Annotated in this window: 12 protein-coding genes and 1 pseudogene; 7 read left to right on the top strand and 6 right to left on the bottom strand. The window is 64.4% G+C overall.

What is annotated here, in order from left to right:
- Nucleotides 1–28: 28 nt before the first annotated feature.
- Genes ABE459_RS08360 through ABE459_RS08350 form a run of 3 tightly spaced genes read right to left on the bottom strand, consistent with a single transcriptional unit; the run spans nt 29 to nt 3611 of the window.
- A complete protein-coding gene (locus tag ABE459_RS08360; protein ID WP_110992242.1) occupies nt 29–301 on the bottom strand; it encodes an oxidative damage protection protein in 273 nt (90 codons plus the stop codon).
- The gene (gene mutY / locus ABE459_RS08355) at nt 298–1365 is read right to left on the bottom strand and encodes an A/G-specific adenine glycosylase (protein ID WP_323830111.1); all 1068 of its coding nucleotides are present in this window, start codon (nt 1363–1365) and stop codon (nt 298–300) included. The genes ABE459_RS08360 and mutY overlap by 4 nt, the downstream gene beginning before the upstream one ends.
- Nucleotides 1362–3611, bottom strand: a complete 2250-nt coding sequence (locus ABE459_RS08350) for an AsmA family protein (protein ID WP_323830113.1) — start codon at nt 3609–3611, stop codon at nt 1362–1364. Before ABE459_RS08350 ends, mutY begins: the two co-directional genes overlap by 4 nt.
- Nucleotides 3612–4038: 427 nt before the next feature.
- On the opposite strand from ABE459_RS08350, the gene ABE459_RS08345 reads away from it, so the two are divergent.
- The 6 genes from ABE459_RS08345 (at nt 4039) to hisF (ending at nt 8990) form a co-directional block, all read left to right on the top strand.
- The gene (locus ABE459_RS08345; protein WP_125462255.1) at nt 4039–5697 is read left to right on the top strand and encodes an OFA family MFS transporter; all 1659 of its coding nucleotides are present in this window, start codon (nt 4039–4041) and stop codon (nt 5695–5697) included.
- A gap of 254 nt (nt 5698–5951) precedes the next feature.
- The gene (gene hisB / locus ABE459_RS08340; RefSeq protein ID WP_110992314.1) at nt 5952–6545 is read left to right on the top strand and encodes an imidazoleglycerol-phosphate dehydratase HisB; all 594 of its coding nucleotides are present in this window, start codon (nt 5952–5954) and stop codon (nt 6543–6545) included.
- Nucleotides 6546–7184 carry an imidazole glycerol phosphate synthase subunit HisH gene (gene hisH / locus ABE459_RS08335; RefSeq protein ID WP_125462256.1) on the top strand — a complete coding sequence of 213 codons (639 nt, stop codon included), beginning with the start codon at nt 6546–6548 and terminating at the stop codon, nt 7182–7184.
- A complete protein-coding gene (locus tag ABE459_RS08330; RefSeq protein ID WP_110992247.1) occupies nt 7185–7445 on the top strand; it encodes a DUF2164 domain-containing protein in 261 nt (86 codons plus the stop codon).
- 27 nt (nt 7446–7472) lie between these two features.
- Nucleotides 7473–8210, top strand: a complete 738-nt coding sequence (hisA, locus tag ABE459_RS08325) for a 1-(5-phosphoribosyl)-5-[(5-phosphoribosylamino)methylideneamino]imidazole-4-carboxamide isomerase (protein ID WP_323830115.1) — start codon at nt 7473–7475, stop codon at nt 8208–8210.
- Nucleotides 8211–8219: 9 nt separating this feature from the next.
- Nucleotides 8220–8990: an imidazole glycerol phosphate synthase subunit HisF gene (gene hisF / locus ABE459_RS08320; RefSeq protein WP_023629858.1), complete on the top strand. Its 771-nt coding sequence runs from the start codon at nt 8220–8222 to the stop codon at nt 8988–8990.
- 46 nt (nt 8991–9036) lie between these two features.
- Here hisF and choV read toward each other — a convergent pair.
- The 3 genes and pseudogenes from choV to ABE459_RS08305 all read right to left on the bottom strand — a co-directional run.
- Nucleotides 9037–10023 (bottom strand): annotated as a pseudogene (gene choV / locus ABE459_RS08315) (choline ABC transporter ATP-binding protein); the annotation flags it as partial.
- Complete coding sequence (gene choW / locus ABE459_RS08310; protein ID WP_178125776.1) at nt 10020–10868, bottom strand: choline ABC transporter permease subunit; 849 nt, start codon at nt 10866–10868, stop codon at nt 10020–10022. The gene choW and the pseudogene choV, both read right to left, overlap by 4 nt.
- 81 nt (nt 10869–10949) lie before the next feature.
- Entirely contained in the window at nt 10950–11897 is a 948-nt protein-coding gene (locus tag ABE459_RS08305) for a choline ABC transporter substrate-binding protein (protein ID WP_323830118.1), read from the bottom strand.
- 443 nt (nt 11898–12340) lie between these two features.
- On the opposite strand from ABE459_RS08305, the gene ABE459_RS08300 reads away from it, so the two are divergent.
- Entirely contained in the window at nt 12341–13717 is a 1377-nt protein-coding gene (locus ABE459_RS08300) for an L-serine ammonia-lyase (RefSeq protein WP_125462260.1), read from the top strand.
- The last annotated feature ends 79 nt before the right edge of the window (nt 13718–13796 follow it).

The following is a 13796-nucleotide window of genomic DNA, read 5'->3' as shown; positions in this document are numbered from 1 at the left end:
TTAATTCCGTCGCTTACGATTTTTGGGGTCATTCCGACGGAGGAACGTAGCCTTCAGCCTTGGCGTAATCCTCGCCGGCGAAGAACTTGTCCATCTCGGCCTGGATGAACTTGCGGTCCTCGGCGTTCATCATGTTCAGGCGCTTCTCGTTGATCAGCAGGGTCTGGTGCTTCTGCCAGTCGGCCCAGGCCTTCTGCGAGACGTGTTCGAAGATGTCCTGGCCCTTGGGGCCGGGGTAGGGCGCGCGCTCCAGGCCTGGCAACTCTTCTTTGTATTTGCGGCACATCACGGTGCGAGTCATGGGTTTTCTCCTGCAATCAGTTCGTCGGCCGCGCGTTGCAGCAGCTTCTTGACCGGGGCGGCGAGGCCCAGGCGCGGCGGGGTGGCGAGGTTATACCAGAGCCAGTCGGGCTCGGCCACGTGCGCGCCGACGGGGTCGACACGCACCAGCCACGGCTCGATGGCCAACTGAAAATGGCTGAAAGTGTGGGTCAGGCCTTGCAAGGCCTGGCTGCCGGCCAGGCGCAGGCCATGCTGGTAGGCGAGGTCGTCGAGCTGCTCGAGGCTGTCCAGCTCCGGCAGGCTCCACAGGCCACCCCACAGCCCGGTGGAGGGCCGGCGGTAAAGCAGGATCGCGCCTTCCTGGTTGGCCAGCAGCGGCATCAGGGTCTTGCGCTGGGGCAAGGCTTTGCGCGGCTTGGGCTCCGGGTAGCGGGTCTCTTCACCGTGCAGATGGGCTTCACAACCACGCTGCAGCGGGCAGATCAGGCAACTGGGCTTGCTGCGGGTGCACAGCGTCGCGCCCATGTCCATCATCGCCTGGGTGAAGTGGTTGACCCGCGTCATCGGTGTGAAGCGTTCGGCGGTGGCCCACAGCTGGTTGGCCACTTTCGGCTCGCCCGGGTAACCCGCCTGGGCAGTGAAGCGGGCCAGCACGCGCTTGACGTTGCCATCGAGGATCGGCGCGCGGATGCCCATGCTGATGCTGGCGATGGCCCCGGCGGTGGAGCGGCCTATGCCGGGCAGTTCGGTGAGCTGCTCGACACTGCGCGGGAACTCGCCGCCATGTTGCGCGACGATGATCTTCGCGGCCTTTTGCAGGTTGCGTGCGCGGGTGTAGTAGCCCAGGCCCGTCCACAGGTGCAGCACTTCGTCTTCTGGTGCTTCAGCCAGCGCCTGCACGGTCGGCAGCGCCTGCATGAAACGGTCGAAGTAGTTGAGCACGGTGCTGACCTGGGTCTGCTGCAGCATGATTTCCGAGACCCACACCCGGTATGGGTTGATGCCCTGTTGCCAGGGCAGGTCGTGACGACCGTGCTGGTCGTACCATTCCAGCACGGCGCTGGAGAACTGCTGGGGGCTCATCGCTTGAACAGCCCCTTGAGCGCATCTTTGAGTTCCGGGCTCACTTTGTCTCCGAGTTTTTCTTCGAGCTTTTCATCGATCTTGTCCTTCAGGCGGTTGCCGGCCAGTTTTGCCGCCACCTTGCCCAGGCCGTCCTGGTCCAGGCGGCAGGCCTTGGCGCCCAGCTCCAGCGGGCCACGGCAGCGCAGCGGCACTTCGATACCGGCAAAGCGCTCGTTGACCTGGCAGGCCGGGTCGGGCATGGCACGCTGGTCGCCTTCGACCACCACGCCGACGTTGTAGTCCATGCCCAGCACCCGCAGGTCGAGGTCGCCATGGCCGTTGACGGTCAGGCCGGGAATGCGCGCCTTGAGGTCTGGGTTGCTGGCCACGCCATTGCGGATCACCAGGCTGCCGCGCAGCTCTTCAAACGGCGTGTCCTTGCCGCGCGGCTCGCTGCCGAGCTGTTTGCGGTTGAGGGTGGCGATGGCCTGGCACAGTTGCTGTTCCAGGTTGGCGTTGACCAGCACGCCATCGTTGATGGTGAAGCTGGCGTTGCCGTTGAGAGTGTCGACCAGCGCTTTCTGGCTGTTGCCGGTGGCGGTGAGGTCGCTGGCGAGGGTCAGCAGGCCCTTGACCGGCGGCGCCTGGTCGGGGCTTTCGCGCTTGATGAAGTGCTCCACCGGCACGCGGTTGATCTTGGTGTTGACCCCCAGTTGCGGCACGGCGGGGCGCACGTCGACCGTGCCCTTGGCTTCGAAGCTGCCGTTGTACAGGTCGCCGCGCAGGGTTTCGAGAGTGATCAGACCACCCTGGCCGTTGGCCTTGAGCCGGGCGTCGCTGATGGGCAGCTTGTCCAGGGTCAGGGCACCGAACGCCAGGTCGGCCTGCAGGTCGAGGGCGCGCAGGCGGTCCACAGGCAGCAGCTTGTCGTTGCTCCAGGCCACTTGCGTGGGGGCGTTGGGCAGTGGGGTGGTGCCGGCACCGGCAGTGGCGCTGGCCTCCTGCTGCTTCACCTCGGCCTGACGCGCCGCGGTGGTGCCCTTGGCCTCCTCGCTCTTGGCTGGCAGATAGCGGTCAGCGTCGAAGGTGTCTGCCTTGAGGTTTACCCGCAGGGCCTGCTTGGCGAAATCTTCGACGGCCACGCGGCCGGTGAAGGTGCTGTCGTCCAGCTTCACCGCCAGGTCTTCCAGGGCCAGGCTGTTCGGGGTGCCTTGCAGGCGGGTGACCAGCTCCAGCTTGTTGAAGGCGGCCGCATCGGCGGTGGCCGGCAACGGGTGGCCGATGCCGTCGAGGAAGGTGCGCAGGTTGAACTGGGCGATGGACAGCCCGCCACTCACCTGTGGCGCCTTGTCCAGGTCGCGCACATTCAGCTCGCCCAGGGCGCGCAGCTGATTGGCCGAGACTTTCAGGCTGCTCCACGAGGCGACATTGGCGGCCAGGTCGACCAGCACCTGGCCTTGCGCGGCGAAGGTCATGGTCTTGCCCGCCAGCGGCTCGCCCGAGGTTTCGCCGGACAGGCGCATGTCTTCAAGGTTGTAGCGCTTGAGCTTGCGGTCGAAGCGCAGTTCGCCGGTCAGCTCGGTGCGCGCCTTGATGTTCGGCTGGCTGGCGCTGAGGAAGGCGCTGGCCTTGAGCGGGATGTTCACGCCTTCGTGCACGGGGCCTGTGCTCAGCTGGATGCTTTCGGCACCGTAGCTTTGGCCGGCCTTCTCGTCGGTGAACTGCACCCGGGCGTTGTTGACGGTCAGGCTGTCGATGTCGAGCTTGACCGAACGCTCGCTGGTTTCGGGCTTGGACGGCTCGCTGGCCGGCGCTTCGCCTGGCGCGGTGGCCGGGGCGTTGGCAACGGCAGGGTCAGGCAGCGGCTTGCCGATGTCTTCCCAGTTGCCGTGGCCATTGGCATCGCGGGTGAGGGTGAGGTTCAGGCCCTCGACCCGCACGTCGCTCATCTGCACTTCGCGGCGCAGCAACGGCAGCACGCGCACGGACAAACCGAGCATCTGTAGGTCGGCGAACGGCACCTTGGGGTTGTTCAGCGTGGCGATGCTCGCCTCGTGCAGCTCCAGGCCCAGCCAGGGGAACAGGCTCCAGCCGATGTCGCCGTTGAGCGTCAGCTCGACATGGGCCTTGTCGCGGGCCAGTTGGCGGATTTCGTCTTTGTAGTCGTTGGGATCGAAGAGGTGCGTCAGGGCGAAGCCCAGCGCCACGATGATCAGCAACAACCCGAGAAGCGACAGCCCCAGGATTTTGCCGAACGCTTTCATGGGCGAGTCCTTGTAGTCCGATTGTGAAATTCAGCGGCGAGTATAGCGCTGTGGCACTTGGCTCTGCGTATCCGACATTTCGACAGTGGGAATGACGGCAGTTCATGGATCACCTGCTCGGCCCTCATCGCGGGGCAAGCCCGCTTCCACGCAGCCATCGTGGGAGCGGGCTTGCCTCGCGATAAGGCCAGAACAGGCGACACAACCTCACCTGAGCATGCGAAGTACCGATTCAGCTGGCAAAAAAAACGCGATATCAGATTGCTTTCATGCCACTGGCTGCTGGTAATCTTGCGCCGCTTTCGCAGCCTCCGCGACCCATTGTCGCGGGGCAATGCCGCAAACGGCCGGCGTCATCCCGGGGGAGACGCCACAGCAGAGCCGGGCCGGCAGCCCGTAAGCAGCCCACCTACAAAAGGAACGACCCATGAGCAGCAGTATCACGACGGAGATGCCGGTAAGCGTGCCCGGTTTCCTGTCGAAGGAGCGCATCATCGCCCGCCCGGGCTTCAACCGCTGGCTGGTACCACCGGCGGCCCTGGCCATCCACCTGTGCATCGGCATGGCCTACGGCTTCTCGGTGTTCTGGCTACCGTTGTCCCAGGCCCTGGGCGTCAGCGCGCCAGTGGCGTGCGCGGCAGACATGGGCTTCGTCGCCCGCCTGTTCAGCGCCGAGTGCGACTGGCCGATCTCCATGCTCAGCTGGATCTACACCCTGTTCTTCGTCTTCCTTGGTTGCTCGGCCGCAGTGCTCGGCGGCTGGCTGGAACACGCAGGTCCGCGCAAGGCCGGCCTGGTGTCGGCACTGTGCTGGTGCGGCGGCCTGCTGATCTCGGCGATCGGCGTAAAGACCCATCAGCTGTGGCTGATGTGGCTCGGTTCGGGGGTAATCGGCGGCATCGGCCTGGGCCTGGGATACATCTCGCCGGTGTCGACCCTGATCAAGTGGTTCCCGGACAAGCGCGGCATGGCCACCGGCATGGCGATCATGGGCTTTGGTGGTGGTGCCATGGTTGGCGCGCCGCTGGCGACCGCATTGATGGGCCACTTCGGCAGTGCGACTGAAGTCGGCGTTTGGCAGAGCTTCGTTGCCATGGCCGCGATCTACTTCGTGTTCATGACCGCTGGCGCCCTGGCTTACCGCGTACCGCCCACCGGCTGGAAGCCAGAGGGCTGGACCCCACCGGCGAAGAAGGCCAACGCCATGGTCACCGACCGCCACGTGCACGTGAGCGTGGCCTGGAAGACCCCACAGTTCGCCCTGGTGTGGCTGGTGCTGTGCCTGAACGTCTCGGCCGGTATCGGTATTCTCGGCATGGCCTCGCCGCTGCTGCAGGAAGTGTTCGCCGGCAAGCTGCTGGGCAACGAGCTGACCTTCAGCGAGTTGAACGCCGCGCAACTGGCGCAGATCGCCGCCATCGCCGCCGGCTTCACCGGCCTGCTCAGCCTGTTCAACATCGGCGGGCGCTTCTTCTGGGCGTCGTTCTCCGACTACATTGGCCGCAAGAACACCTACTTCGCCTTCTTCGCCCTGGGCGTGGGCCTCTACAGCCTGGTGCCGAACATGGGGCACATCGGTAACGTGGCGCTGTTCGTGGCGGCGTTCTGCATCATCCTGTCGATGTACGGTGGCGGCTTCGCCACGGTGCCGGCCTACCTGGCCGACCTGTTCGGCACGCAGATGGTCGGTGCCATCCACGGCCGCCTGCTGACCGCCTGGGCCGCCGCTGGCGTGCTTGGCCCGGTGCTGATCACCTACCTGCGTGAAGCGCAGCTGGCGGCAGGTGTGGAGCGGGCCGCGGCCTACGACATGACCCTGTACATCCTCGCCGGGCTGCTGGTGCTGGGCTTTGTCTGCAACATGCTGGTACGTCCGGTGGCCGACAAGTACTTCATGACCGAGGCCGAGCTGGCCGCGGAGCGTGCCCTGAGCCATGACAAGGGCGCCGACAGCGCGCGTTCGCTGGAGTGGCACGCCGCGCCGGGCAGCCTGCCACTGGTGCTGCTGGCCTGGGCCGTGGTGGTGATTCCGCTGGCCTGGGGGGTGTGGATTACCCTGCAGAAGACGGCGGTGCTGTTTCACTGATTGAGATTGCCGGGGGCGCTTTGCGCCCCTATCGCGGCACAAGGCCGCTCCTACAGGCGACCGCAATCCCTTGTAGGAGCGGCCTTGTGTCGCGATAGGGCTGCAAAGCAGCCCCAGTTACACGGTTGTATAGACCTGTAAGCCCGTTATCCCCCGCAATTGCTAGCCCTGCCATATGTCATCCGCGTTTCAAGCTGGCGCGTTCTGGGCCTATAATGTTGCCCTTTTCGCCCAATGATTTTGCGGAGCTGGTGATGGTCGAACGTAAGGCTTCCGTCGAGCGCAATACCCTGGAAACCCAGGTCAAGTGCTCGATCAACCTCGATGGCACTGGTAAGGCCCGATTCGATATCGGTGTGCCTTTCCTTGAACACATGCTCGACCAGATCGCCCGGCACGGGCTGATCGATCTGGACATCGAATGCAAGGGCGACCTGCATATCGATGACCATCACACCGTCGAAGACGTCGGCATCACCCTCGGCCAGGCGTTTGCCCAGGCCATCGGTGACAAGAAAGGCATCTTCCGCTACGGCCACGCCTACGTGCCGTTGGACGAAGCGCTGTCGCGTGTGGTCATCGACTTCTCCGGCCGCCCGGGCCTGCAGATGCATGTCCCCTACACCCGCGCCAGCGTCGGTGGCTTCGACGTCGACCTGTTCCAGGAGTTCTTCCAGGGCTTCGTCAACCACGCCCTGGTGACCCTGCACATCGACAACCTGCGTGGCCACAACACCCACCACCAGATCGAGACCGTGTTCAAGGCCTTCGGCCGCGCGCTGCGCATGGCCGTGGAGCAGGACGAGCGCATGGCCGGGCAGATGCCATCGACCAAAGGGTGCCTGTAAATGCAGACCGTAGCCGTAATCGACTATGGCATGGGCAACCTGCACTCGGTGGCCAAGGCCCTCGAGCACGTGGGTGCCGGCAAGGTGCTGGTCACCAGCGACGCCGCCGTCATTCGTGAAGCCGACCGCGTGGTGTTCCCCGGCGTTGGCGCGATCCGCGACTGCATGGCTGAAATCCGCCGCCTGGGCTTCGACAGCCTGGTCCGCGAAGTCAGCCAGGATCGCCCGTTCCTCGGCATCTGCGTGGGCATGCAAGCCCTGCTCGAGCACAGCGAAGAGAACGAGGGTGTCGACTGCATCGGCCTGTTCCCCGGCCAGGTGCGCTTCTTCGGCAAAGACCTCAAAGAAGACGGCGAGCACCTGAAAGTGCCGCACATGGGTTGGAACGAAGTCGGCCAGACCAACGACCATCCCCTGTGGCATGACATTCCCGACCGCGCGCGCTTTTACTTCGTGCACAGCTACTACATCAATGCCGGCAAGCCGGGCCAGGTCGTCGGCCGCGGCCACTACGGCGTCGATTTCGCCGCCGCGCTGGCCGAGGGCTCGCGCTTCGCCGTGCAGTTCCACCCGGAGAAAAGCCATACCCATGGCCTGCAACTGCTGCAGAACTTCGTCGCCTGGGACGGGCGCTGGTAAATGAGCAGGTCGCGGACCAAGGCGCCGATCCTCACGCTGGCCCCCGAGCAGGAGCGCGAAGCGCTCGACAAGCTCAAGCGCTTCCTCGAAGACCGTTTCGAGCTGGAGCTGGGGTCGTTCGAGGTGGCCGAGGTCCTCGAGTTGTTTTCCAGAGAAGTTGCTCCGTATTACTACAACAGGGCGATTGCCGATGTTCAGCTGCACCTCAAGGAGCGGTTCGAGAGCATCGAAAGCGACCTGTGGGCGCTCGAGAAGCCCTGAACTCAACGAACAAGACAGGTTTCCAAGATGCTGATTATCCCCGCTATCGATCTGAAGGACGGCGCTTGCGTGCGTCTGCGCCAAGGCCGCATGGAAGACTCCACGGTATTCTCCGACGACCCGGTGAGCATGGCCGCCAAATGGGTCGAAGGTGGCTGCCGCCGCCTGCACCTGGTCGACCTCAACGGCGCCTTCGAAGGCCAGCCGGTCAACGGTGAAGTGGTCACCGCCATCGCCAAGCGTTACCCGAACCTGCCGATCCAGATCGGCGGCGGCATCCGCTCGTTGGAAACCATCGAGCACTACGTCAAGGCCGGCGTCAGCCACGTGATCATCGGCACCAAGGCGGTCAAGCAGCCGGAGTTCGTCGCCGAGGCGTGCAAGGCCTTCCCGGGCCGGGTCATCGTCGGCCTGGACGCCAAGGACGGCTTCGTCGCCACCGACGGTTGGGCCGAAGTGAGCAGCGTGCAGGTCATCGACCTGGCCAAGCGTTTCGAGGCCGATGGCGTCTCGGCGATCGTCTACACCGACATCGCCAAGGACGGCATGATGCAGGGCTGCAACGTGCCCTTCACCAAGGCCCTGGCCGAAGCCACCTCGATTCCGGTGATCGCCTCGGGCGGCATCCACAACCTGGGTGACATCAAGGCCCTGCTGGATGCAAAAGCGCCGGGCATCATCGGCGCCATCACCGGCCGTGCCATCTACGAAGGCACCCTCGACGTCGCCGAGGCCCAGGCCTTCTGCGACAACTACCAAGGCTGAGGAACGACCATGGCACTGGCCAAGCGCATCATCCCTTGCCTGGACGTGGACAACGGCCGGGTGGTCAAGGGCGTCAAGTTCGAGAACATCCGCGATGCCGGTGACCCGGTGGAAATCGCCCGTCGCTACGACGAGCAGGGTGCTGACGAGATCACCTTCCTCGACATCACCGCCAGCGTCGATGGCCGTGACACCACCCTGCATACCGTCGAGCGCATGGCCAGCCAGGTATTCATCCCGCTGACCGTGGGCGGTGGCGTGCGCACCGTGCAGGACATCCGCAACCTGCTCAACGCCGGTGCCGACAAGGTTTCGATCAACACCGCCGCGGTGTTCAACCCGGAGTTCGTGGGTGAGGCGGCCGACCGTTTCGGTTCGCAGTGCATCGTCGTCGCCATCGACGCCAAGAAGGTCTCCGGCCCGGGCGAAACGCCGCGCTGGGAGATCTTCACCCACGGCGGGCGCAAGCCTACCGGGCTGGATGCGGTGGAGTGGGCGAAGAAGATGGAAGGCCTGGGTGCCGGTGAAATCCTGCTGACCAGCATGGACCAGGACGGCATGAAGAACGGCTTCGACCTGGGCGTGACCCGCGCCATCAGCGATGCGCTGGGGATCCCGGTGATCGCCTCTGGTGGTGTGGGCAACCTGCAGCACCTGGCCGACGGGATTCTGGAAGGGCATGCCAGCGCGGTGCTGGCGGCAAGCATCTTCCACTTCGGCGAGTACACGGTGCCGGAGGCCAAGGCTTACATGGCTTCGCGCGGGATCGTCGTTCGCTGATATTCAGGCGATAGATACAACTGTGGGAGCGGGCTTGCCCCGGTACCCAGTTCTGCATGTCCAGCCCGTTCTGGCCCTGGCGTGCGCGTTTGATCGAGTTGCCTTCGCCCAGGTCCAGCCACGAGTCGCCGCCCGGGTCCAGGCACACCGAGCCATTGACCCGTTTGCACTTGTCCAGGGTGCGCATCAGGCTGCGGCCGCACAGCACGTTCAACGGGTTGGTGTGGGCGACGAAGGTCCGCACGTACTCGTCGGCCGGGTTCAGCACGATCTCCTCGGGCTTGCTGTACTGGATGATCCGACCGTCCTTCATGATGGCGATGCGGCTGCCCAGCTTCAGGGCTTCGTCCAGGTCGTGGCTGACGAACACGATGGTCTTGCTGAGTTTGCTTTGCAGGGCCAGCAGCTCATCCTGCAAACCTTGGCGGATCAGCGGGTCGAGGGCCGAGAACGGTTCGTCCATCAGCAGGATGTCGGCGTCCATCGCCAGCGCCCGGGCCAGGCCCACGCGCTGCTGCATGCCGCCGGAGAGCTCGTCGGGCTTCTTGTTGCGCCATTGGGTCAGGCCCACCAGCTCCAGCTTCTCGTCCACCAGCTTGCGCCGCTCCTTCTCCGGGCGGCCCTGCATTTCCAGGCCGAAGCTGATGTTCTCGCGCACCGTCAGCCAGGGCATCAGGGCGAATTTCTGGAACACCATGGCGATGCGCTTGGTGCGCATCATCTTCAGCTCCGCAGGGGTGCAGTGGGCGATGTCGATGTGCTTGCCTTCGTGCTCGACGAACAGCTTGCCGCGGCTGACGGTGTTCAGGCCGTTGATGCAGCGCAGCAGGCTCGACTTGCCCGAGCCGGACAGGCCCATGAGCACGCAGATCTCGCCCTTGTTGATGTCCAGGTTGGCCTTCTCGACACCGACCACCAGGCCGGTCTGTTTGAGGATCTGTTCGCGGGTCTTGCCTTCGTCCAGCAGCGACAGCGCCTCGCGCGGCTTGTTGGAGAAGATGACGTCGACGTCTTCGAAACGAATGATGCTCATGCCTCACCCCTTACCGGCAGTTCCGGTTGCTTGCAGATACGGTCCAGCATGATCGCCAGCAGCACGATCGCCAGGCCCGCTTCGAAGCCGAGCGAGATATCGGCGGTGTTCAGTGCGTTGACCACAGGTTTGCCCAGGCCGTCGGCGCCCACCAGGGCGGCGATCACCACCATCGACAGCGACAGCATGATGCATTGCGTCACGCCGGCGGCGATGCTCGGCATGGCGTGGGGCAGTTCGATGCGGGTCAGCAGCTGGCGGCGCGAGCAGCCGAAGGCCTTGCCGGCGTCGAGCAGCTCCTGCGGCACGTCGCAGATGCCCAGGTAGGTGAGGCGGATGGGGGCGGCGATGGCGAACACCACCGTCGAGATCAGCCCCGGCACCACGCCCAGGCCGAACAGGGTCAGTGTGGGGATCAGGTACACGAAGGTGGGTACGGTCTGCATCAGGTCCAGCACCGGGCGCATGCCGGTGTAGAACATCGGCTTGTGTGCGGCGACGATGCCCAGCGGCACGCCGATGGCCACGCATACCACGGTGGCGAAGCTCACTTGTGCCAGGGTTTCCATGGTTTCCTGCCAGTACCCCAGGTTGAGGATCAGCAGGAACGACAGGGCGACGAATACGGTAAGGGCCCATTTGCGCTGGATCAGGTGCGCGAGGGCGGCGAACAGGGCGATGAGCACGAACGGGTTGAACCAGGTCAGGGCGCCGGTGACCCCATGGATCATGAATTCCAGGCCCTTGGCGATGGCGTCGAAGTAATCGGCGCCATTCTGGGTCAACCATTCGACGAATGAGGCGATGTACTGCCCCAGAGGTATTTTCTGATCGATAAGCATGATAGCGAGCTTCCACCTGCAAAGATTGAAATCAGTTCGGGGTGGGCACGGTCCCACCCCGCGGTGTTGCCAAAGCGTCTTGCGTTATTGCGTCAGTTTGGCCTTGGCCGCCTCAAGGCCGGGTTTGCCATCCACGGTCGTCACCCCTGCGAGCCAGGTGTCGAGCACTTGCGGGTTGTTCTTCAGCCACGCCTTGGCGGCTGCGTCGGCTTTCATCTTGTCGTCCAGGACCTTGCCCATCAGCTCGCTTTCCATGTCGAGGGTGAACGACAGATTCTTCAACAGCTGGCCCACGTTGCTGCATTCCTGCGCATAGCCTTTGCGGGTGTTGGTCAGCACGGTGGCCTTGCCGAAATCGGGGCCGAAGAACTCATCGCCGCCGGTGAGGTACTTCATGGCGAAGCGCTTGTTCATCGGGTGCGGTTCCCAGCCCAGGAACACCACCGCCTCACCCCGTTTCTGCGCCCGGTCGACCTGCGACAGCATGCCCGCCTCGCTGGACTGCACCAGCTTGAAACCGGCTGTCTTGAGGCCGAAGGCGTCCTTGTCGATCATGCTCTGGATGGTGCGGTTGCCGTCGTTGCCCGGCTCGATGCCGTAGATCTTGCCGTCGAGTTCCTTCTTGAACTTGGGGATGTCGCTGAAGTCCTTAAGGCCCTTGTCGTACAGCGCCTGGGGCACCGCCAGGGTGTACTTGGCGTTCTCCAGGTTGGCGCGCACGGTTTCGACGGTACCGGCATCGCGGTACTGCTTGATGTCGTTTTCCATGGTCGGCATCCAGTTGCCGAGGAACACGTCGAGGTCCTTGCCCCCGGCCAGCGACTTGTAGGTCACCGGTACCGAGATCATGTTGGTGTGGGTCTTGTACCCCAGGGCCTCGAGCACCACGCTGGTCATCGCGGTGGTCACGGTGATGTCGGTCCAGCCGACGTCGGAGAACCGTACCGTCTGGCACTGTTCGGGTTCTGCAGCCTGGGCCAGCAATGGAGCGGACAACATCGCAACCAGCAACAGCGAGGGTGAAGCTTTCATAGGTGGACTCCTGTGATTTTATCTTCGGGTTCGCGGGGGCCGTCGGCGCTTTCTAGGGTGCCGATCAGCCAGGCCTGCAGAGGGCAGGATGCGAGGCCGTGCAAAACGAGTCGCTTTCGATAATCCTCCAGCGTTCGGCAATCGCCTACTGGTGGCGTCGTATCCAGTACAGGACGGGTCGCATCCAGTACTGGCAATGTCGCAACTGGATTTTTCCACCCCCGTGCCCGGGTTTTTACGCCGTCCGAGCGCTGCAAAACGGCGCGAACCGGACCGGATCAGTGCGGCGCAGGCGGACAAAAGTACGTCGGTTGCAGACGGCGAGGGGGTGGGCAAAAGCCCGATGATGCGAGCATTCCAAGGCGGCTCGACGCTTCAGCCTAGCAGTTGTGCAAGGCGGCGTTTGGCGCTACCAGGCAAGCCCATCAAGAGGTGAAGCGACAATGGCCATCAGCGTGTTCGACCTGTTCAAGATCGGTGTTGGGCCTTCCAGCTCCCACACCGTCGGCCCCATGCGCGCCGGCGCCCTGTTCGTCCAGGGCCTGCGCCAGCGCGGCGAGCTGGATCAGGTGCGGCGCATCGAAGTACGGCTGTATGGCTCGCTGTCGGCCACCGGTGTCGGGCACGGCACCGACAGCGCCACTATCATGGGCCTGATGGGCGAATGGCCCGACGCCATCGACCCGACCCAGATCACCCCACGCATCGCCGACCTGCGCGAAACCAACGTGCTCAAGCTCGACAACCGCCTGCCCATCGAATTCGTCTGGGCCCGCGACATGCTGCTGCTGGACGAGAACCTGCCGTACCACCCCAACGCCATGACCCTGGTGGCCGAAGGCGAGGGCGGCGAACTGCACCGTGACACCTATTACTCGGTGGGCGGCGGTTTCGTGGTCGACGCCGCCCAGGCCGCCAGCGGCGTGCTGGACGCCGACCAGACCGTGCTGCCCTACGATTTCAACAGCGCCGCCGAGCTGCTGCGCCTGTGCAAGCAAAACGACCTTCGCGTGTCGCAATTGATGCTGGCCAACGAAAAGGTCTGGCGCAGCGAAGAGGAGATTCGCGCCGGCCTGCTCAAGCTCTGGAGCGCCATGCAGGAATGCGTGAGCAATGGCCTCAAGCACGAGGGAACCTTGCCCGGCGGGCTCAATGTGCGCCGCCGCGCCGCCAAGCTGCACCGCAGCTTGCAGGAGATCGGCAAACCCAACGTCATCGGTTCGACCATGAGCGCCATGGAGTGGGTCAACCTGTTCGCCCTGGCGGTCAACGAAGAGAACGCCGCCGGCGGGCGCATGGTGACCGCGCCCACCAACGGCGCGGCGGGGATCATCCCGGCCGTGCTGCACTACTACATGCGTTTCTCCGACGTGGTGGACGAGTCCAACGTTGTCGACTTCTTCCTCGGTGCGGCGGCCGTCGGCATCCTGTGCAAGAAGAACGCGTCGATTTCCGGCGCCGAAGTCGGCTGCCAGGGCGAGGTCGGCTCAGCTTGCGCCATGGCCGCCGCGGGCCTGGCCGAGGTGCTCGGCGCCACCCCGGCGCAGTTGGAGAACGCCGCCGAGATTGCCCTGGAACACAACCTCGGGTTGACCTGCGACCCGGTCGGTGGCCTGGTCCAGGTGCCCTGCATCGAGCGCAACGCCATCGCTGCGGTAAAGGCGATCAACGCCGTGCAGATGGCCCTGCGCGGCGACGGCGAACACTTCATCTCCCTCGATCAGGTGATCCGCACCATGCGTGACACCGGCGCCGACATGCACGACAAGTACAAGGAAACCTCGCGCGGGGGCCTCGCGGTCAGCGCCATCGAATGCTGATGCGCCGTTTCTGCCCGCGTCTGAGCGCTGCGCCACATTTTGGCGCAGCGCTTGTCATCTACCAGTTGTCGGCTGTCGT

This window comes from Pseudomonas sp. TWI923, from assembly GCF_039673365.1.
GTDB classification, from domain to species: Bacteria; Pseudomonadota; Gammaproteobacteria; order Pseudomonadales; family Pseudomonadaceae; genus Aquipseudomonas; species Aquipseudomonas sichuanensis.
The sequence above is the reverse complement of the archived record's forward strand: the minus strand, read 5'-3'. Positions and strand labels throughout refer to the sequence as shown.

What these genes read in the sequence shown, in the direction of transcription:
- ABE459_RS08360 (WP_110992242.1), bottom strand. Translation starts at nt 301, where the DNA reads ATGACTCGCACCGTGATGTGCCGCAAATACAAAGAAGAGTTGCCAGGC.
- mutY (WP_323830111.1), bottom strand. Translation starts at nt 1,365, where the DNA reads ATGAGCCCCCAGCAGTTCTCCAGCGCCGTGCTGGAATGGTACGACCAG.
- ABE459_RS08350 (WP_323830113.1), bottom strand. Translation starts at nt 3,611, where the DNA reads ATGAAAGCGTTCGGCAAAATCCTGGGGCTGTCGCTTCTCGGGTTGTTG.
- ABE459_RS08345 (WP_125462255.1), top strand. Translation starts at nt 4,039, where the DNA reads ATGAGCAGCAGTATCACGACGGAGATGCCGGTAAGCGTGCCCGGTTTC.
- hisB (WP_110992314.1), top strand. Translation starts at nt 5,952, where the DNA reads ATGGTCGAACGTAAGGCTTCCGTCGAGCGCAATACCCTGGAAACCCAG.
- hisH (WP_125462256.1), top strand. Translation starts at nt 6,546, where the DNA reads ATGCAGACCGTAGCCGTAATCGACTATGGCATGGGCAACCTGCACTCG.
- ABE459_RS08330 (WP_110992247.1), top strand. Translation starts at nt 7,185, where the DNA reads ATGAGCAGGTCGCGGACCAAGGCGCCGATCCTCACGCTGGCCCCCGAG.
- hisA (WP_323830115.1), top strand. Translation starts at nt 7,473, where the DNA reads ATGCTGATTATCCCCGCTATCGATCTGAAGGACGGCGCTTGCGTGCGT.
- hisF (WP_023629858.1), top strand. Translation starts at nt 8,220, where the DNA reads ATGGCACTGGCCAAGCGCATCATCCCTTGCCTGGACGTGGACAACGGC.
- ABE459_RS08305 (WP_323830118.1), bottom strand. Translation starts at nt 11,897, where the DNA reads ATGAAAGCTTCACCCTCGCTGTTGCTGGTTGCGATGTTGTCCGCTCCA.
- ABE459_RS08300 (WP_125462260.1), top strand. Translation starts at nt 12,341, where the DNA reads ATGGCCATCAGCGTGTTCGACCTGTTCAAGATCGGTGTTGGGCCTTCC.